General features: G+C 68.3%; 29 protein-coding genes. 1 reads left to right on the forward strand and 28 read right to left on the reverse strand.

All coding sequences use genetic code 11. From position 1 onward, the window contains the following. The 23 genes from B0W88_RS09415 to B0W88_RS09530 all read right to left on the reverse strand — a co-directional run. A partial coding sequence (locus B0W88_RS09415) for a hypothetical protein (protein ID WP_077034409.1) occupies positions 1-1,615 on the reverse strand: 1,615 nt, incomplete at its 3' end. Continuing rightward, the gene (locus B0W88_RS09420) at positions 1,612-2,223 is read right to left on the reverse strand and encodes an outer membrane lipoprotein carrier protein LolA (RefSeq protein ID WP_077034410.1); all 612 of its coding nucleotides are present in this window, start codon (positions 2,221-2,223) and stop codon (positions 1,612-1,614) included. The genes B0W88_RS09415 and B0W88_RS09420, both read right to left, overlap by 4 nt. Continuing rightward, complete coding sequence (locus B0W88_RS09425) at positions 2,220-2,642, reverse strand: thioesterase family protein (RefSeq protein ID WP_077034411.1); 423 nt, start codon at positions 2,640-2,642, stop codon at positions 2,220-2,222. Before B0W88_RS09425 ends, B0W88_RS09420 begins: the two co-directional genes overlap by 4 nt. Beyond that, entirely contained in the window at positions 2,629-4,179 is a 1,551-nt protein-coding gene (gene hutH, locus B0W88_RS09430; protein ID WP_077034412.1) for a histidine ammonia-lyase, read from the reverse strand. Before hutH ends, B0W88_RS09425 begins: the two co-directional genes overlap by 14 nt. Continuing rightward, positions 4,169-5,101 carry an acyltransferase gene (locus B0W88_RS09435; RefSeq protein ID WP_077034413.1) on the reverse strand — a complete coding sequence of 311 codons (933 nt, stop codon included), beginning with the start codon at positions 5,099-5,101 and terminating at the stop codon, positions 4,169-4,171. The genes hutH and B0W88_RS09435 overlap by 11 nt, the downstream gene beginning before the upstream one ends. A gap of 2 nt (positions 5,102-5,103) precedes the next feature. Further along, on the reverse strand, positions 5,104-5,832 hold the full coding sequence (locus B0W88_RS09440) for a glycosyltransferase family 2 protein (RefSeq protein ID WP_077034414.1): 729 nt from the start codon (positions 5,830-5,832) through the stop codon (positions 5,104-5,106). Further along, positions 5,829-7,511 (reverse strand): AMP-binding protein, encoded by a 1,683-nt coding sequence (locus B0W88_RS09445; protein ID WP_077034415.1) that lies wholly within the window; start codon positions 7,509-7,511, stop codon positions 5,829-5,831. Before B0W88_RS09445 ends, B0W88_RS09440 begins: the two co-directional genes overlap by 4 nt. After that, complete coding sequence (locus B0W88_RS09450) at positions 7,508-8,056, reverse strand: hypothetical protein (protein ID WP_077034416.1); 549 nt, start codon at positions 8,054-8,056, stop codon at positions 7,508-7,510. The genes B0W88_RS09445 and B0W88_RS09450 overlap by 4 nt, the downstream gene beginning before the upstream one ends. Before the next feature lie 15 nt (positions 8,057-8,071). Further along, positions 8,072-8,386, reverse strand: coding sequence for an acyl carrier protein (locus B0W88_RS09455; RefSeq protein ID WP_077034439.1), 315 nt, complete (start codon positions 8,384-8,386; stop codon positions 8,072-8,074). Positions 8,387-8,419: 33 nt separating this feature from the next. Further along, entirely contained in the window at positions 8,420-8,683 is a 264-nt protein-coding gene (locus B0W88_RS09460) for a phosphopantetheine-binding protein (RefSeq protein WP_077034417.1), read from the reverse strand. Further along, positions 8,661-9,452, reverse strand: coding sequence for a 1-acyl-sn-glycerol-3-phosphate acyltransferase (locus B0W88_RS09465; protein WP_077034418.1), 792 nt, complete (start codon positions 9,450-9,452; stop codon positions 8,661-8,663). Before B0W88_RS09465 ends, B0W88_RS09460 begins: the two co-directional genes overlap by 23 nt. Then, on the reverse strand, positions 9,442-10,185 hold the full coding sequence (locus B0W88_RS09470) for a beta-ketoacyl synthase chain length factor (protein ID WP_077034419.1): 744 nt from the start codon (positions 10,183-10,185) through the stop codon (positions 9,442-9,444). Before B0W88_RS09470 ends, B0W88_RS09465 begins: the two co-directional genes overlap by 11 nt. Before the next feature lie 72 nt (positions 10,186-10,257). Beyond that, the gene (locus B0W88_RS09475) at positions 10,258-10,671 is read right to left on the reverse strand and encodes a F0F1 ATP synthase subunit epsilon (protein ID WP_077034420.1); all 414 of its coding nucleotides are present in this window, start codon (positions 10,669-10,671) and stop codon (positions 10,258-10,260) included. Positions 10,672-10,683: 12 nt separating this feature from the next. Further along, positions 10,684-12,105, reverse strand: coding sequence for a F0F1 ATP synthase subunit beta (atpD, locus tag B0W88_RS09480; RefSeq protein ID WP_077034421.1), 1,422 nt, complete (start codon positions 12,103-12,105; stop codon positions 10,684-10,686). 49 nt (positions 12,106-12,154) lie between these two features. Then, positions 12,155-13,027, reverse strand: coding sequence for a F0F1 ATP synthase subunit gamma (gene atpG, locus B0W88_RS09485; protein ID WP_077034422.1), 873 nt, complete (start codon positions 13,025-13,027; stop codon positions 12,155-12,157). Between the two features lie 58 nt (positions 13,028-13,085). Then, a complete protein-coding gene (atpA, locus tag B0W88_RS09490; protein ID WP_077034423.1) occupies positions 13,086-14,645 on the reverse strand; it encodes a F0F1 ATP synthase subunit alpha in 1,560 nt (519 codons plus the stop codon). 66 nt (positions 14,646-14,711) lie between these two features. Beyond that, the gene (locus tag B0W88_RS09495) at positions 14,712-15,245 is read right to left on the reverse strand and encodes a F0F1 ATP synthase subunit delta (protein ID WP_077034424.1); all 534 of its coding nucleotides are present in this window, start codon (positions 15,243-15,245) and stop codon (positions 14,712-14,714) included. Positions 15,246-15,247: 2 nt separating this feature from the next. Beyond that, entirely contained in the window at positions 15,248-15,718 is a 471-nt protein-coding gene (locus tag B0W88_RS09500; protein WP_077034425.1) for a F0F1 ATP synthase subunit B, read from the reverse strand. Between the two features lie 32 nt (positions 15,719-15,750). After that, a complete protein-coding gene (gene atpE / locus B0W88_RS09505) occupies positions 15,751-16,017 on the reverse strand; it encodes a F0F1 ATP synthase subunit C (protein ID WP_077034426.1) in 267 nt (88 codons plus the stop codon). A 69-nt stretch (positions 16,018-16,086) separates the two neighbouring features. Further along, positions 16,087-16,965, reverse strand: a complete 879-nt coding sequence (gene atpB / locus B0W88_RS09510; RefSeq protein WP_077034427.1) for a F0F1 ATP synthase subunit A — start codon at positions 16,963-16,965, stop codon at positions 16,087-16,089. 2 nt (positions 16,966-16,967) lie between these two features. Continuing rightward, positions 16,968-17,513: an ATP synthase subunit I gene (locus B0W88_RS09515; RefSeq protein WP_083748680.1), complete on the reverse strand. Its 546-nt coding sequence runs from the start codon at positions 17,511-17,513 to the stop codon at positions 16,968-16,970. A gap of 69 nt (positions 17,514-17,582) precedes the next feature. Next, a complete protein-coding gene (locus B0W88_RS35310) occupies positions 17,583-18,977 on the reverse strand; it encodes a GNAT family N-acetyltransferase (RefSeq protein ID WP_083748681.1) in 1,395 nt (464 codons plus the stop codon). Further along, complete coding sequence (locus B0W88_RS09530; RefSeq protein WP_077034428.1) at positions 18,970-19,635, reverse strand: cytochrome b/b6 domain-containing protein; 666 nt, start codon at positions 19,633-19,635, stop codon at positions 18,970-18,972. The genes B0W88_RS35310 and B0W88_RS09530 overlap by 8 nt, the downstream gene beginning before the upstream one ends. Before the next feature lie 80 nt (positions 19,636-19,715). Between B0W88_RS09530 and B0W88_RS09535 the strand changes: the two genes are divergently transcribed. After that, on the forward strand, positions 19,716-20,162 hold the full coding sequence (locus B0W88_RS09535; protein ID WP_077034429.1) for a cytochrome c: 447 nt from the start codon (positions 19,716-19,718) through the stop codon (positions 20,160-20,162). Positions 20,163-20,188: 26 nt separating this feature from the next. Here the strand turns inward: B0W88_RS09535 and B0W88_RS09540 are convergent, their stop codons facing one another. The 5 genes from B0W88_RS09540 to B0W88_RS09560 form a co-directional block, all read right to left on the reverse strand. Continuing rightward, positions 20,189-20,980, reverse strand: a complete 792-nt coding sequence (locus B0W88_RS09540) for a PEP-CTERM sorting domain-containing protein (RefSeq protein WP_077034430.1) — start codon at positions 20,978-20,980, stop codon at positions 20,189-20,191. A 131-nt stretch (positions 20,981-21,111) separates the two neighbouring features. Then, the gene (locus B0W88_RS09545) at positions 21,112-21,726 is read right to left on the reverse strand and encodes a glutathione S-transferase family protein (protein WP_077034442.1); all 615 of its coding nucleotides are present in this window, start codon (positions 21,724-21,726) and stop codon (positions 21,112-21,114) included. After that, positions 21,720-22,433 carry an alanyl-tRNA editing protein gene (locus tag B0W88_RS09550; RefSeq protein WP_077034431.1) on the reverse strand — a complete coding sequence of 238 codons (714 nt, stop codon included), beginning with the start codon at positions 22,431-22,433 and terminating at the stop codon, positions 21,720-21,722. Before B0W88_RS09550 ends, B0W88_RS09545 begins: the two co-directional genes overlap by 7 nt. Further along, positions 22,430-23,272 carry a PhzF family phenazine biosynthesis protein gene (locus B0W88_RS09555; protein ID WP_077034432.1) on the reverse strand — a complete coding sequence of 281 codons (843 nt, stop codon included), beginning with the start codon at positions 23,270-23,272 and terminating at the stop codon, positions 22,430-22,432. Before B0W88_RS09555 ends, B0W88_RS09550 begins: the two co-directional genes overlap by 4 nt. Continuing rightward, the gene (locus tag B0W88_RS09560; RefSeq protein ID WP_233151668.1) at positions 23,269-24,438 is read right to left on the reverse strand and encodes a PLP-dependent aminotransferase family protein; all 1,170 of its coding nucleotides are present in this window, start codon (positions 24,436-24,438) and stop codon (positions 23,269-23,271) included. The genes B0W88_RS09555 and B0W88_RS09560 overlap by 4 nt, the downstream gene beginning before the upstream one ends. Positions 24,439-24,450 lie beyond the last annotated feature (12 nt).

Here is a 24,450-nt window from a genome sequence, read left to right on the forward strand (position 1 = left end):
GCCTGCCGGCCTCGGCGAGCAGCTCGCCCCGGACCCTGCCGAGCAGCGCCGCATCGGCCGCCTGGCGCGCCTGCGAAGGCAGCCAGTCGGACACCGCCTGCACCGTGTTGCCCATCGCGCGCAGGCGCGTCGTCAGCGCCTCTTCGCGCTGCAGCAGCTGCTCCTCGCTGTCGCCGCGCACGAGATAGAACTGCGCCGGGCTGGGCAGCTCCATCAGCGCGCTGACGGCCCGTTGCTGCGCCAGCAATCCGGGCGGCGAGTTCTGCAGCGTGCGGACATCGTCCTGCGTGCGCAGCTGCGCGAAGCCCGCCACCAGCAGGACGCCGCACACGGCGACGAACACCGCGGTGAAGCGCGTCCGCCCCAGCGCGGGCCACAGCGCGCGCCGCGAGCCGAGCCAGCGGGCAAAGCGCGTGAAGGTCATCTCGCCGCGGTCCAGGCGCGGGAACATCAGCAAGGTCGTGACGAAGGCGGCCAGCAGGCCGACGACCGAGAACACCGCGATCTGGCGCAGGCCCGGGAAGGGAGTCAGCGCCAGCAGCGCATAGCCGATGGCGGTCGTCAGCATCGCGAGCCACATGACTGGGCCCTGCTCGGCCAGCATCTCGAAGCGCTCGGCGAAGGGCCGGCCGCTGCGGCCGCTGAAGTAGTTGCTGCCGTAGTTCTCGGCCACGCCGACCAGGCTCGCGCCGAACACCAGCGTGATCATGTGCAGCTTGTTGCCGAAGGCCAGCGCGCTGAGCGACACCGCGGCCAGCAACCCGACGCCGATGGACAGCGTCACCAGCAGGCGCGGCCGGATCGCGGCGAAGGCGAACAGCGTCAGCACCACGATGCCGGCCAGCGAGCCCAGGCCGATCGTGTGGACCTCGCCCTCGGCCTGCGCGGCGGCGGCGGCGGCGAACAGCGGCACGCCGATGGCGAGCAGTTGCTGGCCCTGCGGCAGTGCGGCGCGAGCCGTGTCCAATGCGTCCACGAGCCCGCGCTGCGCCGTCATCGAGAAGGCCGAGGCGCGCAGTTCCAGCATCAGCACCGCGTAGTGGTGGTCCCGCCCGTCGTCGAGCGACAGGCGGTCTTCCGTCACGCGCACGCGGCTGAGCCCGGCGCGCTCGCCCAGCCAGGCGGAGAACAGGTTCAGCGGGTCCTCGTTCCAGCGGCCGATGCGGGGCATGCCCACCGGGCGGTAGAGCTGCTCGACGGCCTCGCGGGCCAGCGCGGCGGCGTCAGCCTGCTGCAGGCGTTCGCGCTGCGCGGGCGTCAGCAACTGGCCGCGGTACGGGGCGTAGAAGTCCAGCCACTCAGCGGCGGCGGCATCGCTGACTTCAAATTTCAGCGTCACCGGCGCGGCCTTCAGCCGCTCGGCCACCGCATCGCCGGCCGCCTTCGCCGCCGCCCATTCGCCGCCACCGACCAGCACGACGACACGCCGCTGCCCCGCCTCCGCCAGCACGCGCGTGGCGGCCTGCACGGCCGGCTGGCGCTGGTCCTGCGGCAGCATGGCGAGCACGTCGGTGTCCAGCTGCAGGTGGCCGCCGGCCAGCAGCCAGGCCACGTGAGCGGCCATGGCCAGGACCAGCGCGGCCCACAGGCCGACGAGGACGCCGCTGCGCTTCATTGATCGAACTTCTTCGCCTCGTCGGCGCTCAGCCGCGGTGGCTCCACGCTCTGCGCGCTGAAGGCGATCAAGGTGCGGTCGCCATTGGCTTCGTCGATGCGGATGCTGCGCACATGGCTGTCACCGGCCAGCTCGATGCCGCTCATCAGCTTGGCCAGCGCCGCCTGCTTCGGCACGAGCACCAGCTTCCAGCCCTTGGCGTCGGCGCTGCCGTCGACCTTGAACAGCTCCATCAGGCCATTCACCTCGCCGTTCAGCAGCGAGAACATCAGCCCGTTGATGACGCGCACCGAGGGCTCCTTGGCGGCGTCGAGCCTGAAGGCCACGGCCCCGCCGGCCTGGGTGGCGACGATCTCGTCGCGCGTGAGGCGCAGCTCGGAGGCGAAGGGCGCCAGCGTGGTCCACAGCACGCCGCGCTCGCGGGCGACGACGAAGCGCCCGCGCGAGACCAGCGGCTTGCTGAAGCCCTGCACCTGCTTGCGCTGCTCGAACTCGCCGCGCAGCACCGGGGCCTGGACGAGCTGCTGCTTCACCGCGGCAGCGAGATCGGCGGCCGGTGCGGCGAAGGCGCACAGCAGCAGCGCGAGGAAGGCGAAGAACCGCCTCATGGCCGCGGCACTCCCAGGCGCTCCCACAGCACCGGCGGGCAGACGTACTGCATCTCCTTGGTCGCCATGTCCACCGCGACCTGGATCGTGTAGGCCTTGGTCAGCACCGTGCCGCTGTCGGCATCGCGGATCTCGAACTCGATCTTCAGGCGGTTCTCCCACTCGACGATCTCGGCACGCACCTTGATGCGCTGGTTGAACTCGGCGCTGCGCACGTACTTGAGCCGCATGTCGACGACCGGCCACGCGTAGCCGGAGTCGCGCATGGCCGGGTAGTCGTAGCCGAAGCGCTCCAGCAGCGCGCAGCGGGCGATCTCCAGGTACTTCGGATAGTTGCCGTGCCAGACGACGTTCATCGGATCGAGGTCGTGGAAGGCCACGAGCAGCTCGACCTCGTGGCTGAGGTCAGGCGCGCTCATAGAGGCTCCAGGCTCGCGAACGGATCGCCTCGATCAGCGCCAGCAGCTCGCGGTCCAGCGCCCGGTCCTCGACCAGCAGCGGGATGCGGTCCTCCAGCTCCGCCTGCATCGCGGCAAGGGCCGGCGACAGGCTCAGCGCCGGGTCGATGCGCTGACGTAAGGAAATACCTTGACGGGCCGCGATCAGCATCGCGGCGCCGACCTGCTCGGCCAGCTCCAGCACCCGCAGGCAGTCGCGCGCGGCGATCGTGCCCATGCTGACCTTGTCCTGGTTGTGGCACTCGGTGCTGCGGCTGAAAACGCTGGCAGGCATCGTGCCCTTGAGCGCCTCGGCGGTCCAGGCGGAGACGCTGATCTGCAGCGCCTTCAGGCCGTGGTTGATGGCGGCGCGCGGGCCGGTGGCGCCGCTGAGGTTGCTGGGCAGGCCGTGGTTGAAGCGGGTGTCCACCAGCAGCGCGAGCTGGCGGTCCAGCAGGTCGGCGATGTTGGCGACGGCCGTCTTCAACGTGTCCATCGCCATCGCGATATGGCCGCCGTAGAAGTGGCCGCCGTGCAGCACGCGTTCGCCGTCGGGGTCGATCAGCGGGTTGTCGTTGGCGCTGTTCAGCTCGTTCTCGATCAGCTGGCGCAGGAAGGGCAGGCTGTCCTGCAGCACGCCGATCACATGCGGCGCGCAGCGCAGCGAGTAGCGGTCCTGCAGGCGCTGCTCGTTGCGGCTGGGGCTGGCGCTGGCGAGGTCGGCGCGCAGGCGCGCGGCCACCTGCTGCTGGCCGGGATGAGGCTTGGCGGCGAACAGCGTCTCGTCGAAGTGATGGGCGTTGCCGGCGCTGGCGACCACGTTGGTCGCGGTCAGCCGCGTGGCCAGCCGGGCCAGGTATTCGGCGCGCTCGAAGGCCAGGCAGGCCAGCGCGGTCATCACCGCGGTGCCGTTCATCATGGCCAGGCCTTCCTTGGGGCGCAGCTTCAGCGGCGCGAGGCCGACCGCGGCGAGCGCCCGCGCGGCAGGCATGCGCTCGCCGGCGAACAACACCTCGCGCTCGCCGCACATCACGGCGACGACATAGGACAGCGGGGTCAGGTCTCCACTGGCGCCGACCGAGCCCTCGGACGGGATCAGCGGCAGGATGTCGTGCTGCAGCAGCGCGTGCAGTTGCTCCAGCAGCTCGACGCTGACGCCGGACATGCCTTGCGACAGCGACTGCAGCCGCACGGCCAGCACCGCGCGGGTCTGTTCGGGCGAGAGCATCGCGCCGGCACCGCAGCCATGGTAGGTGTAGAGGTGGTGCGGCAGCTCGGGCACCAGCTCGGGCGGGATCACGACCGTGCAGGAGTCGCCGTAGCCGGTGGTCACGCCGTAGATCACGCCGTCCTCGGCCAGCAGGCGGGCGACGAAGTCGGCGCCGGCCTGGATGCGGCGGCGGAAGGCGGGACCGGCGCTCAGCACGGCGGGGCGCTCGCGGCGCGACAGCGCGGCGATGGCCTCGAGGGTCAGCGGGCTGCCGTCGAAGACGACAGGCACGGCGGTTTCATTGGTCATGGGCCTGGTCCCAGAAGGGGAAGAAGTTGAACCAGTCGTAGGGCGAACGGCGCAGCAGAGCTGTCAGCGCGTCGGCGAACTGCTGCGCGTGCGCGCGCAGCGCGCCCTCGCGGTCGGCGCGAGGCAGCGTCACGCGATCGGCCAGCAGGTCGAAGTGGATCGCATAGCCGCCCGCCTCGTGGACGCAGCCGAGCAGGAAGAGCGGGCATTTGAGCAGCGCGGCCAGCACGTAGGCGCCGACCGGCAAGGGCGCCGCATGGCCGAGGAAGTCCACGCTGACGGTCTTGCTCCGGTGCACCGGCACGCGGTCGCCGGCGATGGCGACGAACTCGCCGGCCTCGACCTTCCCGGCCAGCAGCATCGCCGTCGGCGCGCCGATCTCGCTGACCTCGATCAGATGGACGCTGGCCTGCGGATTGAGCCGCTGCAGCATGGCATTGAAGGCCTGGGCATGGCGGGTGTGGACGAGCACGTTGATCTTCAGCCCCGCCCGCACCTCGGCCATCGCGCGGCACAGCTCCAGGCAACCGATGTGGGCGGTGACGAGGATGCCACCGCGGCCGGCGGCGATCGCGGCCAGCATCGGTTCGCGGTTGTGGAAGCGCACCCGCTCCTTCGGATAGCGGTCGGCCATCGCCAGCAGCTTGTCCAGCATGGTCTCGGCGAACAGCGCCACGTGGCGCAGACCATGGCGCCAGCCGGGCGCCGAGCCGAAGACCGCATGGGCCGCATGAAGGCGCCGCAGGTACTGCAGCGACGCGGCGCGCAGCGCGGGACGGGCGAGCCAGTGCACCAGCACCACAGGCGCCAGGCACAGGCGGAACAGCCGGCGGCCGGTCAGGCGATGCACCCAGTAGAGGGCCCAGATGCCGCCGACGAAGGTGCTCTCCCCCATCGCGGCCCAGTGGCGGGAACGGCTCATCGTCACGCCACCTTGCGCCACAGCAGCAGCGGCAGCCGCGCGAGCATGCCGAAGAACAGCCGCGTGTGCATCCACGAGATCAGCAGGTTGTCCTGCAGCGCGCGGAAGTGGGAGACGCCGTCGCTCGGGTAGCGGACCCGCGTGGGCACGTTCGTGACCGGCACGCCCAGCCAGACCAGGCGCACGGCGACCTCGACGTCGAAGTCCATGCGCCGGCCGATGCTCACCCGGTCGATCAGCGGCACGACGCGGGCCAGCGGGTAGACGCGGAAGCCGCACATCGAGTCGCGCACGGCCAGGGACAGCGTGTTGATCCAGACCCAGACGTGGGTGGCGTAGCGGCCGTAGAGCCGCGCCTTGGGCACGGACTCGTCGTACAGCGGGCAGCCGCAGATGAAGTGATCGGGTGCGGCAGCGGCGGCGGCGGCGAAGGTGGGAATGTCGGCCGCATCGTGCTGGCCATCGGCGTCGATCTGCAGCGCATGGGTCCAGCCCAGGCGCTGCGCGGCGCGCAGGCCGGCCATCACCGCCCCGCCCTTGCCCTGGTTGACGGGCAGGCGCTGCAGGTGGACATCGGCCTCCTGCGCCAACTGGTCCAGCACCGCGGCGCAGCGGGGCTCACTGCCGTCGTCCACCAGCAGCACCGGCAGGCCCCGGGCGCGGATCGCCTGCACGACGGCGCCGACCGCGTCCCCGTGGTTGTAGACCGGAATGACCGCACCCAGCTTCATGCCTCAGCGCCCCCGAACAGCACCCGGCCGCTGGCATGCTGGCCGCGCTCGGAGCTGTACCTGAAGCTCAGCTGGCCGGCCTCCGGCTTGAAGGCGAGCGCCAGCGTGACGCTCAGGCCCGGCGTGATGACCTGCTGGAACTTCAGGCCCTCGAGCGCCAGGAACACCGGCGGCAGCTCGCGGAACAGTTCGCGTCCGTAGTGGATGGCCCACTCAAGCTGCGCCACGCCGGGCAGCACCGGGTGGCCCGGGAAGTGGCCGTCGAACTGCGGCAGCGCGGCCTCGGCGACGAGGCGCAGCGTGGCGGTGGTGGGCGTGCGCTCCAGCAGCCGCGGCTGCGGGCGGCGCGGGTCGAACAGGGCGCGCAGCGCGGCCTGCGTGGCCTTGCCCTGCGGGTCGCTGGGCAGCATCGAGACGAAGCGCCAGTGGCGCGGCGCGGCGCTGGCGTCGAGCTGCAGCAGCAGGCGCTCGCGCAGCAGGGCGGCGAAGGCCTTCTTGCCCAGCGCGTCGTGCTGCTGCCAGCCGGCCTCGTTGAGGACGGCGACGATGCCCAGTTGCTCGCGCAGGCCCGCGAGCTGCACCACGCGCATCTCGGCGATCCAGCCGCTGGCCAGCAGGGCCTGCTCGATGCCGGTCAGGGAGACCCGCTTCTCCTCGATCTTCAGGATGCGGTCGGCGCGGCCCAGCAGGTGGAAGCCTTCATGGCTGGGACCGGCACGGTCGGCCGTGGGCATCCAGGCCTCGCCATCGTCCAGGTGGGGCGAGCGGATCTCGAGCAGTTCGCCCTCGCCCAGCCGCCACTGCACCCGCGGCAGCGACTGCCAGGGGGCCGCCGCGGCGCTGCGGCGCTGCCGCCAGGCGACGCCGCCGGTCTCGCTGCTGCCGTAGACCTCGATCGGCGCCTGGCCCAGCCGCTCGATGCTGGCGGGCACGGCCTCGTCCGGCAGCGGGCCGCCGGAGGAGAAGACCGCGCGCAGGCGCGCATCCGGCTGCATCTCGGGCAGGCGCTTCAGATGGGCGGGGCTCGCGATCAGCACGGCCGGGCCGGCCGACAGCGCGGGCGCCAGGTCCTCGATGTAGTGGAGCCGGCCGGCATGGGTCACGCGGCCCGCGGCCAGCGGCCACAGCACGCGGAACAGCAGACCGTAGATGTGCTGGTGCGAGACGGTGGCGAGCACTTCGGCCTCGGGGCCGATGCGCCCGGCGAACACCTGCTGGAGCGCCCGCACCTCGGAGAACATCTGGTCCAGGCGCTTGGGGATGGCGACCGGCTCGCCGGTGGAGCCGGAGGTGAAGACGGTCAGCTGCCGGGCCTCGGGGTCGAGCGGCGCCCAGGCGCCGTCATCCGGCACGGGCAGCGGCTGCAGCGCGTTCGGCAGGACGCCGGCATATGCATCGACATGAGCGGACAGGCGCTCCAGCGTGGCCGGCAGCGCATCACCCGGCAGCACGGCGCACTTGCCCGCATGCCAGAGGCCGAACAGCGCAGCGGCGAAGGCCAGGGTGTCCTCGAAGTACAGGGCGAAGCGCTGGCCCGGTGCCGCAGCGAAGGCAGCGCGCCAGCACGCGGCCTCGGCGCGGAACTCGGCGAAGCTCACGACGGCGCCGCCGCGGCGGCCCATCGGCTCGCTGCCGGCTCGCGCGGCGAGCAGGCCGGGCAGGTCGATGAAGTCGGTCATGGGGCGGTCTTGTGACGGGCGCGCACGCGCCGGCGCACCAGCCATTCGCCGGCGAACAGCGCGCCGATCAGCAGGTAGGAGATCAGCCCGTTGTAGAGGGCCCAGCTGCGGTCGCTGCCCCACAGCGCGGTGGCCAGCGCGATGCTGCCGTTGAGCGCGAAGAAGCCGCACCAGACCTGCGTGACGCGGCGGGTGTAGGCGACGCCACGGGCATCCAGCGCCGGCTCGCGCAGGCGCGCCAGGCGCTCGATCATGCTCGGCGGATGGCGCAGGCTCGCGCCGAAGACGAGCAGCAGCACGGTGTTCACCAGCACCGGGTAGAGCTTCAGCGGCAGGGCCTCGTTGGCCAGCGCGGAAACGGCGGCCAGGACGAGGCCTGCCGCGGCGGCCCACCACCAGAATCGGTCATTGCGACTGCCCAGCGCGCGGAGCAGCGCCAGCGCGGCCAGCATCAGCGCCAGCCAGCGGGGCTCGAAGTGCCCGAGCCCGAGGAATACCAGGAGGGGATAGGCCGCCGTGATCGCGAAGACGATGACGGCACGCATGGTCGGGAAGGAAGGTCAGGCTTGCGTCTGCAGCGCTCCGGGCGCGGAGGCGGTGTTGGCGGCAACAACGGCGGCGGCGGTGGCGCCATCGGCGATCAGGCCCTGCACGGCGTTGATGACGTCCTGCAGCGTGCGCACGCTCTTGAAGGCTTCCGGCTGGAGCTTCTTGCCGACCAGCGGCTTGAGCTTCACGATCAGGTCGACGGCGTCGATGCTGTCGATATCCAGGTCTTCATACAGGCGTGCTTCGGGCCGGATGCGCTCGGGCTCGATGTCGAAGGTCTCGACCAGGATGGCGCTGAGCCGGTCGAAGATGTCTTGGTTGCTGATGGTGCTCATTTTGAACTGCTCCCCTGCTCGGCCTCAGCGGCTGCGCGCCGTGCCGACGAATTGCGCCAGCGCGCGGATGCTGCCGAAATGCCGGCGGGTTTCTTCCGAATCGGCGGACATGCTGATCCCGTAGCGCTTCTGCAGGGCCAGGCCCAGCTCCAGCGCGTCGATGGAATCCAGGCCCAGGCCCTTGACGAACAGGGCCTGCTCGGGATCGATCGCCTCGGGCGTCATGTCCTCGAGGTTGAGGGCCTCGATCAAGAGGCTCTTGATCTCATGTTCCAGTTGGTCCTGCATGTGTCTGTAGCGAAAAGTAAGTTTGCAAGTATGCGGTCAGGTGCCGGGCAGCGAGCGCGGGTTCGTCTGGATGGTCGGCTATAAACCGCGCCACCGTGATGTCCTCATCGACACGGATGGTGAAGTGCATCGGCCGGGCCGGCACTTTCCACCAGGGCAGGCCCTTGGTGAGGCTCGGCGGCTCGCAGCGGATGCGCACGGGCGTGATGTCGCAAGCCGCTCGCAGCGCCACCTGGGCCGCGCCGCGCTGCATCTTCAGGGCCTCCCCCGGCCGGCTGCGCGTGCCCTCGGGAAATATCACGAGATTGCCAGACTGCCGCAGGCTCGCAATACAGGCGTCCAGCAATTCCGGCCCGCCCTCGTTTCGGATATAGCCGCTGGCGCGGATGGGGCCGCGCGTGAAGAGGTTGTTGGCCAGGCCGCTGCGCACCACGCAGTCGGCATTGCGCACCAGCGAGACGAGGAACACCACGTCGATCAGCGTCGGGTGGTTGGCGAGGATCAGCAGGCCGCCGCGCTCCAGCCGTTCCATGCCGTGCAGCTCGTAGGTCAGCAGGCCCAGCCGGTGCATCAGGGCCACGAAGCGGCCGAAGGTGAATCTGACCATCTCCCGCGAGCGGGCCTGCCGGATGACGGGATCGCGCAACACCAGCTGCAGCAGCGGGAACACGAACAGCCCCAGCAGAACGCCACCCAGGCCGAAGACGGCGAAGGCGAGGCCGGTGGCCAGCACGCGCCAGGCGCGGCCCAGCGGGGATTCAAGCCACATGATGACGCCGCCAGTGCCAGCGGCCCGCCCGGTGCTCGGCGGCGGTGCCGAGCAGGAAGCGCAAGGCGGCGAGATCGGCGCGCACGGCGGCGTCCGTGGTGGGCGCCGCGCCCTGCAGGCTGATGCCGCCAACGCCCGCCGCGCGCGTCAGCATCAATGCGAAGGCGCGCGGGAAGTCCTCGCTGTTGTCGTCGACCAGCTCGGCGTACGGCGCCGGCAGCGGCGCCTCGAAGGCGACCAGCAGCACGCGTTCGGCGCCAGCGGCGATCAGGCCGGCGGCTTCGTAGAAGCCGGCCTCGACGCTATGCGCGCCGGCGGCCACGGCCTGGTAGTTGCCGCGGTCGCCGCGGGCGATCGAGAACAGCGCGCCGATGGCGTTGTGGACCGAGAGGCTGAAGGCCGTGGGCGACAAGGCCTCGCCGGCCGCGAGCTGCTGCAGCATCTCGACCGAGCGAGCCACTTCACCCCATCGCGACGCGAACACGACCGGGCCGGTCGATGCCTGCTCCCCCTGGGCCCAGTACGCGGCCTGGAGGGCGATACGGCCCAGCGGCTCGATGCGCCGGCGCATCATCGCGGGCATCTCGGCCAGCGGCGGCGCCCGGTCTTCACTCGCCGGCACCGGCGCGACCGGATCGGCCAGCCAGGCGAGCCAGTCGGCCTGCGTGGCCAGGCCGGGTGCCCAGGCGGCCCAGCGTTCGATCTGCAATTTCAGCGGTGACGGCACGGACATGGCTGGAATCATCTACAAAAAAAGCCCGCCGCATGTGACTGCGGCGGGCTTCGTCGGGCTTTTGACGCAGCGTTACTTGCGGCGGAACTTCCGCAGCGCAGCGATCTGCGCGGCCATCGCGGCGAACTCGCCCTGGGCAGCGGCGAAGTCGATGTCGCTCTTGGCGTTCTTCATCGCTTCCTCGGCCTGCTTCTTGGCGGCTTCGGCCTTGGCCTCGTCCAGGTCCTTGCCGCGGATCGCGGTGTCGGCCAGCACGGTCACCGTGCCGGGCTGCACCTCGAGGATGCCGCCGGCGACGAAGACGAATTCCTCGCCGCCGTCGACCTTCTCGATGCGCACCGCGCCGGGCTTGATGCGGGTGATGAACGGGGTGTGCTTGGGCAGGATGCCCAGCTCGCCCTGTTCACCCGGCAGCGCGACGAACTTGGCCTCGCCGCTGAAGATCTGCTCTTCGGCGGAGACCACGTCGACGTGAAGGGTTGCCATGGTCGTGGCTCCTTAGGCTTTCAGCTTCTCGGCCTTCTGGAAGGCCTCGTCGATGGTGCCGACCATGTAGAACGCCTGCTCGGGCAGCGCGTCGCACTCGCCGGCCACGATCATCTTGAAGCCGCGGATGGTTTCCTTCAGCGGCACGTACTTGCCCGGCGAGCCGGTGAAGACTTCGGCCACGTGGAAAGGCTGCGACAGGAAACGCTGGATCTTCCGGGCGCGGGCCACGGCCAGCTTGTCCTCGGGAGCCAGTTCGTCCATGCCCAGGATGGCGATGATGTCGCGCAGTTCCTTGTAGCGCTGCAGCACGGCCTGCACGGCGCGGGTCGTGTTGTAGTGCTCTTCGCCGACCACGTTCGGGTCGATCTGGCGCGAGGTCGAGTCCAGCGGGTCGACGGCGGGGTAGATACCCAGCGAGGCGATGTCACGGGACAGAACGACGGTGGCGTCCAGGTGGGCGAAGGTCGTGGCGGGCGACGGGTCGGTCAGGTCGTCCGCAGGGACGTACACCGCCTGGATGGACGTGATCGAGCCGACCTTGGTCGAGGTGATGCGTTCCTGCAGGCGGCCCATTTCCTCGGCCAGCGTCGGCTGGTAGCCCACGGCGGAAGGCATGCGGCCCAGCAGTGCGGACACTTCGGTACCGGCCAGCGTGTAGCGGTAGATGTTGTCCACGAAGAACAGCACGTCACGGCCTTCGTCACGGAAGGCTTCGGCCATCGTCAGGCCGGTCAGCGCGACGCGCAGGCGGTTGCCCGGCGGCTCGTTCATCTGGCCGTAGACCATCGCGACCTTCGACTCTTCCAGGTTGTCCTGGACGACGACGTTGGAGTCGGACATCTCGTGATAGAAGTCGTTGCCCTCGCGGGTACGCTCGCCCACACCAGCGAACACCGACAGACCCGAGTGGGCCTTGGCGATGTTGTTGATGAGTTCCATCATGTTCACGGTCTTGCCGACGCCGGCGCCACCGAACAGGCCCACCTTGCCGCCCTTGGCGAACGGGCAGATCAGGTCGATCACCTTGATGCCGGTTTCGAGCAGGTCTTGCGAGGGCGACAGTTCGTCGTAGGCCGGAGCGGCGCGGTGGATCGAGGCGGTCGTCTCGCTCGACACGGGGCCGCGCTCGTCGATCGGGTTGCCCAGCACGTCCATGATGCGGCCGAGCGTTGCCTTGCCGACCGGGACCTTGATGTTCTCGCCGGTGTTGTAGACCTCGGTGCCGCGGCGCAGGCCGTCGGAGGAGCCGAGAGCAATGGTACGGACCACGCCGTCGCCCAGCTGCTGCTGGACTTCCAGCGTCAGGGCCGAGCCTTCCATCTTCAGCGCGTCGTACACCTTGGGCATGCGGTTGCGCGGGAATTCCACGTCAACCACGGCGCCGATGCACTGAACGATCTTGCCAACCGCGTTGGTTTGAGTGTTCGACATATCGTTTCCTTAATCTGTATTCGTCTTAGCAATCGGTCGGACTGACTTATCAGCCCACTGCGGCGGCGCCGCTGACGATCTCGCTCAGCTCCTTGGTGATCGCGGCCTGGCGGGTCTTGTTGTAGACCAGCTTCAGCTCACCGATCAGGGTGCCTGCGTTGTCGGTAGCAGCCTTCATCGCCACCATGCGTGCCGATTGCTCGGACGCCATGTTCTCGGCCACGGCCTGGTAGACCAGCGCCTCGGTGTAACGGACCAGCAGCTCGTTGATCACCGTGGCCGCGTCCGGCTCGTAGATGTAGTCCCAGCTGTGCTCGCCACCGTTGGTCTTCATGCCGTCTGCGCTCAGTGGCAGCAGCTGCATGACGACCGGCTCCTGCTTCATCGTGTTCACGAACTTCGTGTAGCAGAGGTAGACGGCGGACAGCTTGCCTTCGGCGTACGCGTCCAGCAGCACCTTCACCGGGCCGATGATCTTGTCCAGATGCGGCTGGTCGCCCAGCTGCGTGGCGTGAGCCACGACCTTGGCGCCGATGCGGTTCATGAAGCCGAAACCCTTGTTGCCGATGGCAACGATCTCGGACTTCTGGCCGGCCGACTCCATCTCCTTCAGCTTGGCCGTGGCCGCGCGAAGCAGGTTGGTGTTCAGGCCGCCGCACAGACCCTTGTCCGTGGTGACGACGACGAAGCCGGCCGTCTTGGCCTCTTCGTTCTTCACCATGAACGGGTGCTGGTACTCGGGGTTCGCCTGGGACAGGTTGGCCGCGATGTTGCCGATCTTGTCCGCGTAGGGGCGGGCATGGCGCATGCGGTCCTGCGCCTTGCGCATCTTCGAAGCCGCGACCATTTCCATGGCCTTGGTGATCTTCTTGGTGTTCTCGACCGACTTGATCTTGCCGCGGATTTCCTTGCTTGATGCCATGATTTCTCCTGTTAGGGCCGGGTCGAATGCGTTGAGTCAGACGACCCGGTCATGGTCATTAAGCGAAGGTCTTCTTGAACGCGGTGATCGCAGCGTTCAGCTCGGCTTCGGACTTGCCTTCCTTGTCGAAGGCCTGGTCGGCTTCGAGCTTGGACAGCAGCGCGGCATGGCTGGTCTTCAGGTACTGGTGCAGGCCGTGCTCGAAGGCCAGGACCTTCTTCGTGTCGACGCTGTCCATGAAGCCCTTGTTCACCGCGTACAGCGTGGCAGCCATCAGGCTGATCGACAGCGGCGAGTACTGAGCCTGCTTCAGCAGTTCGGTCACGCGGGCGCCGCGGTCCAGCTGCTTGCGGGTGGACTCGTCCAGGTCGGAAGCGAACTGCGCGAAGGCAGCCAGCTCACGGTACTGCGCCAGGTCGGTACGGATACCGCCGGACAGGCCCTTGATCAACTTGGTCTGGGCAGCGCCACCGACACGCGACACCGAGATACCGGCGTTGATCGCGGGACGGATGCCGGCGTTGAACAGGTTGGTTTCCAGGAAGATCTGGCCGTCGGTGATCGAGATCACGTTGGTCGGCACGAAGGCGGACACGTCGCCGGCTTGCGTCTCGATGATCGGCAGGGCCGTCAGCGAACCGGTCTTGCCCTTGACTTCACCCTTGGTGAAAGCTTCGACGTAGTCGGCATTCACGCGAGCGGCGCGCTCCAGCAGACGGCTGTGGAGATAGAACACGTCGCCGGGATAGGCTTCGCGGCCCGGCGGGCGGCGCAGCAGCAGCGAGACCTGGCGGTAGGCCACGGCTTGCTTGGACAGGTCGTCATAGACGATCAGCGCATCTTGACCGCGGTCGCGGAAGTACTCGCCCATCGTGCAGCCGGAGTAGGCCGACACGTACTGCATGGCAGCGGATTCGGAGGCCGAGGCAGCCACGACGATCGTGTATTCCATCGCGCCGGCTTGTTCCAGAGCGCGCACGACGTTCTTGATCGACGAAGCCTTCTGGCCGATCGCGACGTACACGCAGGTCATGTTCTGACCCTTCTGGTTGATGATCGCGTCGATCGCCACGGCGGTCTTGCCGGTCTGGCGGTCGCCGATGATCAGCTCGCGCTGGCCACGGCCGACGGGGACCATCGAGTCGATGGACTTCAGGCCGGTCTGCACCGGCTGGTCGACCGACTTACGTGCGATCACGCCCGGAGCGACCTTCTCGATCACGTCCGTCATCTTGGCGTTGATCGGGCCCTTGCCGTCGATCGGCTCGCCCAGCGCGTTGACGACGCGGCCGATCAGCTCGGGGCCCACCGGCACTTCCAGGATGCGGCCCGTGCACTTGACGGTATCGCCTTCCGAGATGTGCTCGTAGGCACCCAGGATCACCGAACCGACCGAGTCGCGCTCGAGGTTCAGGGCCAGGCCGTAGGACGGCTTGCCGTCGGCGCCGGCCGGGAATTCCAGCATTTCGCCCTGCATCACGTCCGAGAGGCCGTGGATGCGGCAGATGCCGTCGGACACGGAGACGACCGTGCCCTGGTTGCGAACGTCCGACGAGGCGCCGAGGCCCTCGATGCGGCTCTTGATCAGTTCAGAGATTTCTGCAGGATTCAGTTGCATTGCTTGCTCCCGTCTGAGTCGTCAGACACAGGGGTGATTCGGTCTGGTGTCAGCTGAACGGCCTCGTTAGGCCGTCAGCGCCACCTTCATGCGTTCCAGGCGGGCCTTGACGGAGGTGTCCAGCACCTCGTCGCCAACCACCACGCGAATGCCGCCGATCAGCGAGGGCTCCAGCGACACATGGGCTTCGAGCTTGCGACCGAAGCGCTTCTCCAGCGAGCCGACCACATCGGCCAGCTGGGCCGCGTCGATCGGGAAGGCGCTGTAGATCTGTGCATCGGCCACGCCGGCTGCGGCGTTGGCCAGAGCATGGAACTGCTCGACCATTGCCGGCAGCGCCGCGAGCTTGCCGTTGGCGATCACTTCGCGGACGAAGTTCTGGACACCGGCGACCAAGGGCTGCTTGGCGGCTGCGGACATGACCTCGAAGACCTGCTCGGCAGACACCTTGGGGTTGTCGGCGAACTGGCGCAGCTCGGCGTCGCCGGCCACCAGGGCCAGCGCGTCGAGTTGCTGAGCCCAGGCCTTCACGTCCTGCGTCTTCGCCACTTGGTAGAGCGCTTCGGCGTAGGGACGGGCAATGGTTGCGAGCTCAGCCATGCTTACAGCTCCGTCTTCAGGCGGGACAGCAGGTCTGCATGGACGGAGGCGTTGACCTCCTTGTGCAGGATCTGCTCGGCGCCCTTGACGGCCAGCGCGGCGACCTGCTCGCGCAGGGCCTCGCGGGCACGCGTGACCTGCTGGTCGGCCTCGGCCTTGGCAGCAGCCACGATCTTGGCGCCTTCTTCTTCGGCACGCTTCTTGGCTTCTTCCACGATCTGCGCGGCGCGCTTTTCAGCGTCGCCCAGCAGCTTGGTCGATTCACCGGCAGCCTGCTTCAGCTGCTCGCCCACCGCCTTGTTGGCAGTGGCGAGCTCGGCCTTGGCCTTGTCGGCGGCGGCGAGGCCGTCGGCGATCTTCTGCGCGCGCTCGTCGAGTGCCTTCGTGATCGGAGGCCAGACGAAACGCATGGTGAACCACACCAGGATCAGGAAGACGATCGCCTGGAGGATTAGTGTTGCGTTGATATTCACGGCACGACCCCGTCGTAAAGGGTTCGAGGGAATTAGTGAACGGCAGCGGCCAGGGTGGCGGCGAACGGGTTGGCGAACGCGAACAGCAGGGCGATGGCAACACCGATCAGGAAGGCGGCGTCGATCAGGCCGGCCAGAATGAACATCTTGGTTTGCAGTTCGTTCATCAGCTCAGGCTGGCGAGCCGAGGACTCCAGGAACTTGCCGCCCATCAGCGCGATGCCGATGGAAGCGCCGATGGCGCCCAGACCAACGATGATGCCGCAAGCCAGAGCAACGAGACCGAGGATGTGTTCCATGATGATTCCTAGAGAGAAGTAAAAGAAAAGGTAAAGGAAGAAAAAACGAAGGGGAGGTACAGCGTTCGGTCAGTGCGCGTCGTGCGCCTGGCCGATGTAGATCAGCGTCAGCATCATGAAGATGAAGGCTTGCAGCGTGATCACGAGAATGTGGAACAGGGTCCACACCGTGCCGGCAATGACGTGGCCAGCGGCCAGGCCAATGCCCGCAGCAGACAGGGAGACCGCGCCACCCATCAGCGCGATCAGCATGAACACCAGTTCGCCGGCGAACATATTGCCGAACAACCGCATGCCGTGCGAGACCGTCTTGGCGACGAACTCGATCATCTGCATCAGGAAGTTGAACGGCCACAGCGCCGGATGCGCGCCGAAGGGCGCCGAGATCAGCTCATGGCCCCAGCCACCAACACCCTTGATCTTGATGTTGTAGAAGAAGCACATGATCAGCACGCTGCAGGACAGGCCCAGCGTGGTGGACAGGTCGGCCGTCGGGACGACGCGCATGTAGGCGTGATGTGCCTCGCCGCCGAGCGACGGGTACACCTGGCCCCAGGCGGCCGGCAGCAGGTCGACCGGCAGCATGTCCATCGCGTTCATCAGGAAGATCCAGACGAAGACGGTCAGTGCCAGCGGCGACACCAGCTTGCGGCTGGCGACGTTGTGGATCACGCCCTTGGCCTGGTTCTCGACCATCTCGGAGAGGATCTCGACCGCGGCCTGGAAGCGGCCCGGCACGCCCGGCGTGGCCTTGCGGGCGGCACGCCACAGGAAGAAGCAACCGACGACGCCGAGGATGATCGAATAGATCACCGAGTCGAAGTTGAACAGATGGAAGTCGACGATCGAGGTCTGCTTGACGTTCTCGAACGCGAAGTTCTTCTGGAAATGTTGCAGGTGGTGGGTGATGTACTCACCCGCGCTGGGCGCGTGTTCCTCGGCAGCCATCGTCAGTGTCCGTCTCGATTTTTCTTGCGACCCCGCCAGAGCAGGGCCAACCAATTGATCTTCAAGCACCCGATCATTGCCACCAGCAAGGCCGGCCAGCTCAGATCGGGCATCCATTCCACGACCGCGCCCAGCAGGGCGACGGCCAACAAAATCTTGCACAGCTCCCAGATCATGAATCCCAGCGCCGAAGCACTGGCAAGCCCTCTGTGAAGCCGGGCGATCCCCCACGCCATCAAGGCATTCGGAACCACCACCACGGCCGCGCCACCCAGTGCCGACAGCCATGCGTTTTTGCTTCCCGCCCCGGCAAGACTCCACCAGAGCAGGACGATCACCGCACCCATCGCCGCTTGCGCGGCCACCACCTGCCACGGCGTGAGCAGCGGCTGGCGGTCTCGCAGGGCCTGAGCCTCATCTGGCGTCAGACTCTTGAAAGCCTGGGTTTCGGCCTCATCCTCTTCGTTCCACTCATTCCAGCGCCGGTCTTGTTCAGGCGCCGCTGCCGCTTGGGGCTGATGTCGCCCGGGATCGGCAGCTTGGGTCATGTCGGGTCAAAGGGAATCGGCAAAACTCAACGATTATATGTGGAAACCCGAGGTTTCCAGCCGCCCTGTTTACAGTTGCGCAACGTGCGCGGGCAGCCCTGGTGCATCGACCGTCAGTTTCAGCACGCAGCCGGCCCAGGGTTGGGCGGCCAGTTCCTCGGGCGGGCGCTTCTCGCGCGCGGTGGTGATGAACAGGGTCTTCAGGTCCGGGCCGCCGAAGGCGGGCATCGTCGGGCAGCGCACCGGCAGCCGCACTTCCCGATCGATACGGCCATCCGGGGCGAGACGCAGCAGGCGCTGGCCCTCGAACATCGCGACCCAGTAGAAGCCCTCGACGTCGACGGCAGCGCCGTCGGGCCTGCCGCCGTACTCGTCGAGCGACTGGCCTGCGGCGCGCTGCGGGAAGGACGCGAAGAGCTCGCGCTCGCCGATGGTGCCATTCGCCCCATCGAAGGGCAGCTTGTAGACCTCGTGGGCCTTGGTGTCGCTCCAGTACATCGTGCGCTGGTCGGGGCTCCAGACCAGGCCGTTGGAATTGGTGATGCCGCCGGCCATGGCGGAGAAGCCCGTACCGCTGACGTAACGGAATAGTTCAGCGGCAGGCGCACGGGCGTCGTCGATGGTGCCGATCCAGTAGCGCCCCTGCGCGTCGGGCTTGCCGTCGTTGAAGCGCTGCTTGCCGCTGTCGAAAGGCGCGGCAGCGACCTGCGTGTGGGCGCCGGTGCGCGTGTCCAGGCGCCACAGGCCGTTGCGCTGCGCGACGGCGAGTACGCCTTCATGCTGGGTCAGCGCGATGCTGCTCGGCTCGCTGTCCAGCTGCCAGTGCTTCAGCGCGCCGTTGGCCGGGTCGAGTCGCTGCACCTGCTTCTCGGCGATGTCCACGTAATAGAGGCACTGCTCGGCCGCGCTCCACAGCGGCGATTCACCCAGCGTGGCCGGCGTCGGGCCGGCGAGTTCGATCTGATCCTTCGTCATCATGGGCGCGGATGCTAACAACGCCTTCATGAACAGCACGCCGGGCAGGAAGTTGTCGTTGTAGCGCGCAACTTCGGAGAAGCCGAGGCTCGCGTAGAGCTTGCGGGCCGCGGTCAGATGAGACAGCGTGTCGAGCAGCATGGACGCATAACCCGCAGACCGAGCGCGGTCCAGCAGTTCGACCGCCATGCGCCGGCCCAGGCCCAGGTGACGGAACGCCGGCCGCACATAGACCCGCTTCATCTCGCAGGCGCCGGGGTGTTCCGGCAGTTCGCAGGGACGGAAGGCGCCGCAGGCCGCCACCGCGCCGTCCACCAGCGCCAGCAGCAGCACGCCGCCTGGCGCCGCGTATTCGCCGGGCAGCGCGGCCATCTCCTCGTCGAAGGCCTGGAAGCTCAGGTCGACGCCGAGGCTCAGCACATACTCGCGGATGATCTCGCGGGCCGCCTCCAGTTCCGCCGCCGAGCGCGGGATCGTGATCTCAACCATCGCCCAAGCCTACCAACAGATAGACCGCCGCCGCGCAGGCACCCAGCAGCGTCAGCGCGAACAGGCGCGTGGCCCAGGAGTCGCGGGTGGCCTGCACGTCACCGGCGAGGCGCTTGTCGCCGCTGAACATCGGCGTTACTAGGTTGTCACCCTTGCGGATGGCGTAGAAGAAGATCGCGCCGATGTGCAGGGCGATCAGCGCATAGAGCCCCCACTGGCCGGGCCCGGCATGCCAGCCGGTGGCCAGCGAACTCAGCTTGCCGCTGACATAGCGCACCAGCGGCCCCGTGGTGGCGATCTCGTCGTCGGCCACCAGGCCGGTGGCCACCTGCGCCAGCAGCCACAGCAGCATGCCCAGCACCGACAGCGCGCCCAGCGGGTTGTGGCCGGCATGCTCGCCAGTCTGCATGTCGCCGCGCAGGTAGCGCGACAGCGTGGCCGGCCCGCGCACGAAGCTCGAAAAGCGCGACCATCGCCCGCCCACCAGGCCCCAGACGATGCGGAAGGCCAGCAGCGCCAGCACCGTGTAGCCGCAGCGCATGTGCCACTCCATCGCATTGCCGCCCAGCTTGGCGCTGGCAACCGAAATGGTCACGCAGAGCACCAAGGCCCAATGGAACAGCCGCGTCGGCAAGTCCCAGATCCGCACGCTCTTCATCGCGCACCTCCTTGCGTGCAGCGACGATAACGCAGCACTACACTCGTCGCGCCAGTCATCCTCAACAAAGGAAAACCAGCATGAAGCTTCCCCTGCTCGCCCTGGTCGTAACGCTCGGACTCAGCGGCGCCGCCCAGGCCCAGTTCCAGAAGCCCGAGGATGCGATCAAGTATCGCCAGTCCGCGTTCACGCTGATGGGCAACCACTTCGGCCGCATCGCCGGGATGGCGCAAGGCAAGATCCCCTTCGACGCCAAGGCCGCGCAGGCCAATGCCGATGTGCTGGCGGTGGTCGTCAACCTGCCCTACACGGCCTTCGGCGAAGGCACGGACCTCGGCAACACCAAGGCCAAGCCGGAGATCTGGAAGGAGATGCCGAAGTTCAGGGAAGCCGCCGAGAAGATGCAGTCAGAGGTGGTGAAGCTGCAGGCGGCGACCAAGACCGGCAACCTCGACAACATCAAGGCCGCCGTGGGGGACGTGGGCAAGAGCTGCAAGGCCTGCCACGACAACTACCGGGAGAAGTGAAGCCCTTCCCCGGTTCTGCGCCCTGGTCAGCGCTGCGCTGAGCGGCGGCGCTGCACAAAGGCGACCAGCCCCAGGCCGGCGGCCAGCATGGCCCAGGTCTGCGGCTCGGGAACGGCCACGATCGACACGCCGTCCAGCAGCGACATCGGCGGCGAGCCGGCGGTGGACGTCGGCAGGAAGCTCAGCAGTTCGGATGCAGACGTCGCCGTGAAGGTGTAGCTCGCCTGCGTCCAGCCGGAGAAGCCCTTGTAGGCAATGTTGGTCTGCACGGATGCCTGGACATCCGATCCCAGGCTGACGTCCCAGCCCATGTTCAGCGCCTGCGCGGTGTTGCTCGCGCCGGTGGCCTGGGCACCGGCCCACCAGAAGCTCAGCGTGTACTGCTGGCCCACGACCATGCCGCTCACCGTCTGCGTCAGCGCCCCGGCGAAGGTCGCTCCCGCGTCCGCGCCGTAGTAGTTGCCGCCGGCGGGGCTGGCGGCCGGAAGGCCGTTGTTGGTGGCCTTGGTGGGTGAATTGGGGCCGATCAGCGCCATGTCCTCGCGCGTCGAGCCCTTCGTCAGCGGATAGACGCTGTCGCCGATGCCGCTGCCGTAGACGATGGCCAGGAAATCCTGGTTCGTCCAGCCCACCGCGTGGAAGTCGAAATTGCCGGTGTCCCTTGCCGATGTGAGCCCGTAGTTGTCGGTCTTGGTCTGCAGCACGCCGCTGCTGTTGGCGACCTGGTCGAAGCTGCCGTTCTGCACCAGGTTCTGGGCCGAAACAGCCGAGGTCGCGAGCACGGCGACGGCGGCCAGAGTGTTCTTGAATGGGGACATCGATCGTTCCTTGTCTATGCGTTGAGGCGGTCGACGGGACGATATCCGGCAGGGGTGTGGAGATGGCGTGGCCGAGCCCCTCGGTTTCAGGGACGCCCCCCTAGAACAAGATCACGAAGTCGTGCAGAGCGTCACGGCCCACCATCAAGGCCGTATCGGACGAAGCCGGGCCGCTCGCCCAGCCGCCGCAAATACGCATCGATCGACGGCAGCACCGGCCGGTCGGGCAGCGGTGCCGCGCGCCAGCGATGGACCGACAGGCCCAGCGGGATGTCGGCCAGCGTGAAGGCCTCGCCGGCCACGTACGCGCCGGTGGCCTCCAGCCGGGCCGCGAGGATGCCGATGTGGCGATGCCAGGCCGCGACGCTCGCCGCGATCTGCACCGGATCCTGGTGAGCCGCGCTGCCACGCACCAGGCCCATGAAGGCATAGCGCCAGGCGTTGTTGAACTCGCCGGCCTGCCAGTCTATCCACTGCTCGACGCGGGCGCGCGCCTGCGGATCGGCGGGCAGCAGGTCGTGCCGCTGTTCACGGTTCACCAGATAGCGGCAGATCGTGTTCGATTCCCACAGCACGAAGCCGTCGTCGATCAGCACCGGCACCAGCGCGTTCGGGTTGAGCGCCTTGAATGCGGCCGATGCGAGATCGGGCTGTTCCTCGCGCTGCAGTTCCAGGCCCAGTTCGGCGCTGGTCCACAGCACCTTGCGCACGTTGATCGAGGCGGATTTGCCGATGAGCTTCATGATGGGGCGAATCCCAGGACGACCCGGCGGGTCATGGCCGACTTCTTCTCGATCTTCGTCACGACCACGGCGCCAATGTCCGCCGTGTTCGACACATGTGTCCCGCCGCAAGGCTGCAGGTCCACGCCTTCGATCTTCAGCAGGCGCACGCGCCCGGTTCCCCGCGGCGGCTGCACGCTCATGCTGCGCACCAGGCCCGGATTCGCATCCAGCTCCTCGTCGCTGATCCAGCTGTGGCCGACCGGATGGGCGCCGGCCACCAGCCGCGCGATGCCGGCGGTGATCGCTTCCTTGTCCAGCGGCTCGTTCATGTGGAAATCGAGCCGGGCGTAGCCGGCGGTGATTGAGCAGCCGTCGACCGGATGCGGGATCAGCGCGCAGAGCAGGTGCGTGGCCGTGTGGAAGCGCATGTGGGCGAAGCGGCGCTGCCAGTCGATGACAGCGGTCACGGCAAGACCTGACCCCAGACCGTCGAGCGCCACGCCCGGCGCCGGGATATGGAGGATCTCCCCGCCCTCGCCCTTCTTCGTGTCAGCGATGGCGATGACGCGACCATCGGCCAGGCGCAGCTCGCCGGCATCGCCGGCCTGCCCGCCACCTTGCGGATAGAACACGGTGCGGTCCAGCAGCAGGCCGCGCTCGTCGGCGCGCAGCAGCGTGGCGCTGCATTCGCGCAGCGTGGCGTCCTCGCGGAACAGGTCGATCGTCACAGCCTCACCTGCCCGTGCACCAGCGGCTGCACGTCGCCGCCGATCCAGGTGCTGCCACCGGGATCGCGGCTGACATGCACGCGCCCGGCGCGGCCCATCGCCGTGCCCTGGGCAGCCACGTAGCGCGGGGCCGCCAGGCCGGCTTCCTGCATCCACAGCGCCAGGCCCGCATTGAGGCTGCCGGTGACCGGATCCTCGGGCACGCCGAGGTCCGGCACGAAGGCTCGCACCTCGAAATCGCATGCACCGCCCGACGCATGCGCGCCCACGACGCCGAGCTTCAGCCCGGCCATCGCCACGAAGTCTGGCTTCAGCGCCAGCACTGCCTGGGCGCTGCGCAGCCGCGCGGCCAGCCATTCGGGGCCGTTGCAGACCCACTGCAGGTCCAGCAATTCATCAGCGCCGATGCGCAGCGAGCGCAGCACCTGTTCGCGGGTGGCCGCATCGGCCGCGCCGCTGCGCGTCAGCGGGGGCGCGGAAAACGACAGCCGCCCGCCCTCGCGCCGCACCTTCACCAGCCCGATCGCACACTGCTGCACCACCATCGCCGGCTTCTTCGGATCGCCGCCGGCGGCCAGCCATGCATGGGCCGAGCCCAGCGTCGGGTGGCCGGCGAAGGGCAGTTCGCCGCCCGGCGTGAAGATGCGCACGCGGTAGTCGGCGGCCGGGTCGGTGGGCGGCAGCAGGAAGGTGGTCTCGGAGAGATTGGTCCAGCGGGCGAAATCCGCCATCTGCTGGTCGCTCAGCCCCGCCGCATCGACGACGACGGCCAGCGGGTTGCCCTTTAACGGCTCGGCGGTGAACACATCGACCTGGACGAAGCGGCGCAGCTCACTCATGGCGTCGGTTCCTCCACCACGCTGAGCGCCTCGCGCAACACCTTGCCGAGAATGGCCACGCCATCGGCGATCAGTTCGGGCGTCAGCGTGACGAAGGACAGGCGCAGCGTGCGCGGGTCGGGTGCATGCGCATAGAAGGCCGAGCCCGGCACGTAGGCGATGCCCGACTCCACCGCTGTCTCCAGCATCGCCATCGCATCGAAGCCCTCGGGCAGGCGGATCCAGAAGAACATGCCGCCCTTGGGCTTGTTCCACACGCAGCCCGCCGGCAGGTGCTGCTCCAGCGCCGTGGCCATCGCGTCGCGGTTGGCCTTGTACAGCGCGCGGATCTTCGGCACGTGTTCGTCGAGGAAGCCGTTGCGGATCACCTCGTACACCACGCGCTGGTTGAAGCCCGGGGTGTGCAGGTCGGCCGCCTGCTTGGCCTGCAGCAGCTTCGGGTAGAGCTCCTTCGGGGCGATGATGTAGCCGAGGCGGAAGCCCGGCGTCAGCACCTTGGAGAACGAGCCCAGGTAGATCGAGCCCTCGGGCCACATCGAGGACAGCGCCTGCGGCGGCGCCTCGTCAAACCAGAGGTCGCCGTAGGGGTTGTCCTCGACGATCGGCACGCCGGCGGCGCGCGCCGCGGCCATGATCGCGCGGCGGCGCTCGGCGCCCATCACGCGGCCGGTGGGGTTCTGGTAGTTGGGCAGCAGGTAGGCGAAGCGGGTGCCCGGCGCATCGTGCGCGAGCTTCGCGAACGACTCCGGCAGCGGGCCTTCATCGTCGCCGGCCAGGCTGGTGAACAGCGGCTCGTAGGGTGTGAAGGCCTGCAGCGCGCCGAGGTAGGTCGGCGTCTCGACGGCCACCGGCGCGCCGTGGTCGCACAGGATCTTGCCCACCAGATCCAGCCCCTGCTGGGAGCCGGTGGTGATCAGCACCTGGTCGGCGCCGACCTCGATGCCCAGCGCCTTCACGCGCTGCGCCACCCATTCGCGCAGCGGCGCGAAGCCCTCGCTGGCGGCGTACTGCAGCGCTTCCTTGGGCGTCTCGCTCAGCACCTTGTCGCAGGCGGCCTTCAGTGCCTCGACCGGAAAGGTGTCGGCCGAGGGCAGGCCGCCGGCCATCGACAGGATCCCCGGCTTCTCGGTGACCTTGAGGATCTCCCGAATGATCGAGGGGTTCATGCGCGCGGCACG

The organism is Pelomonas sp. KK5, assembly GCF_001984095.1.
Taxonomy (GTDB): domain Bacteria; phylum Pseudomonadota; class Gammaproteobacteria; order Burkholderiales; family Burkholderiaceae_C; genus KK5.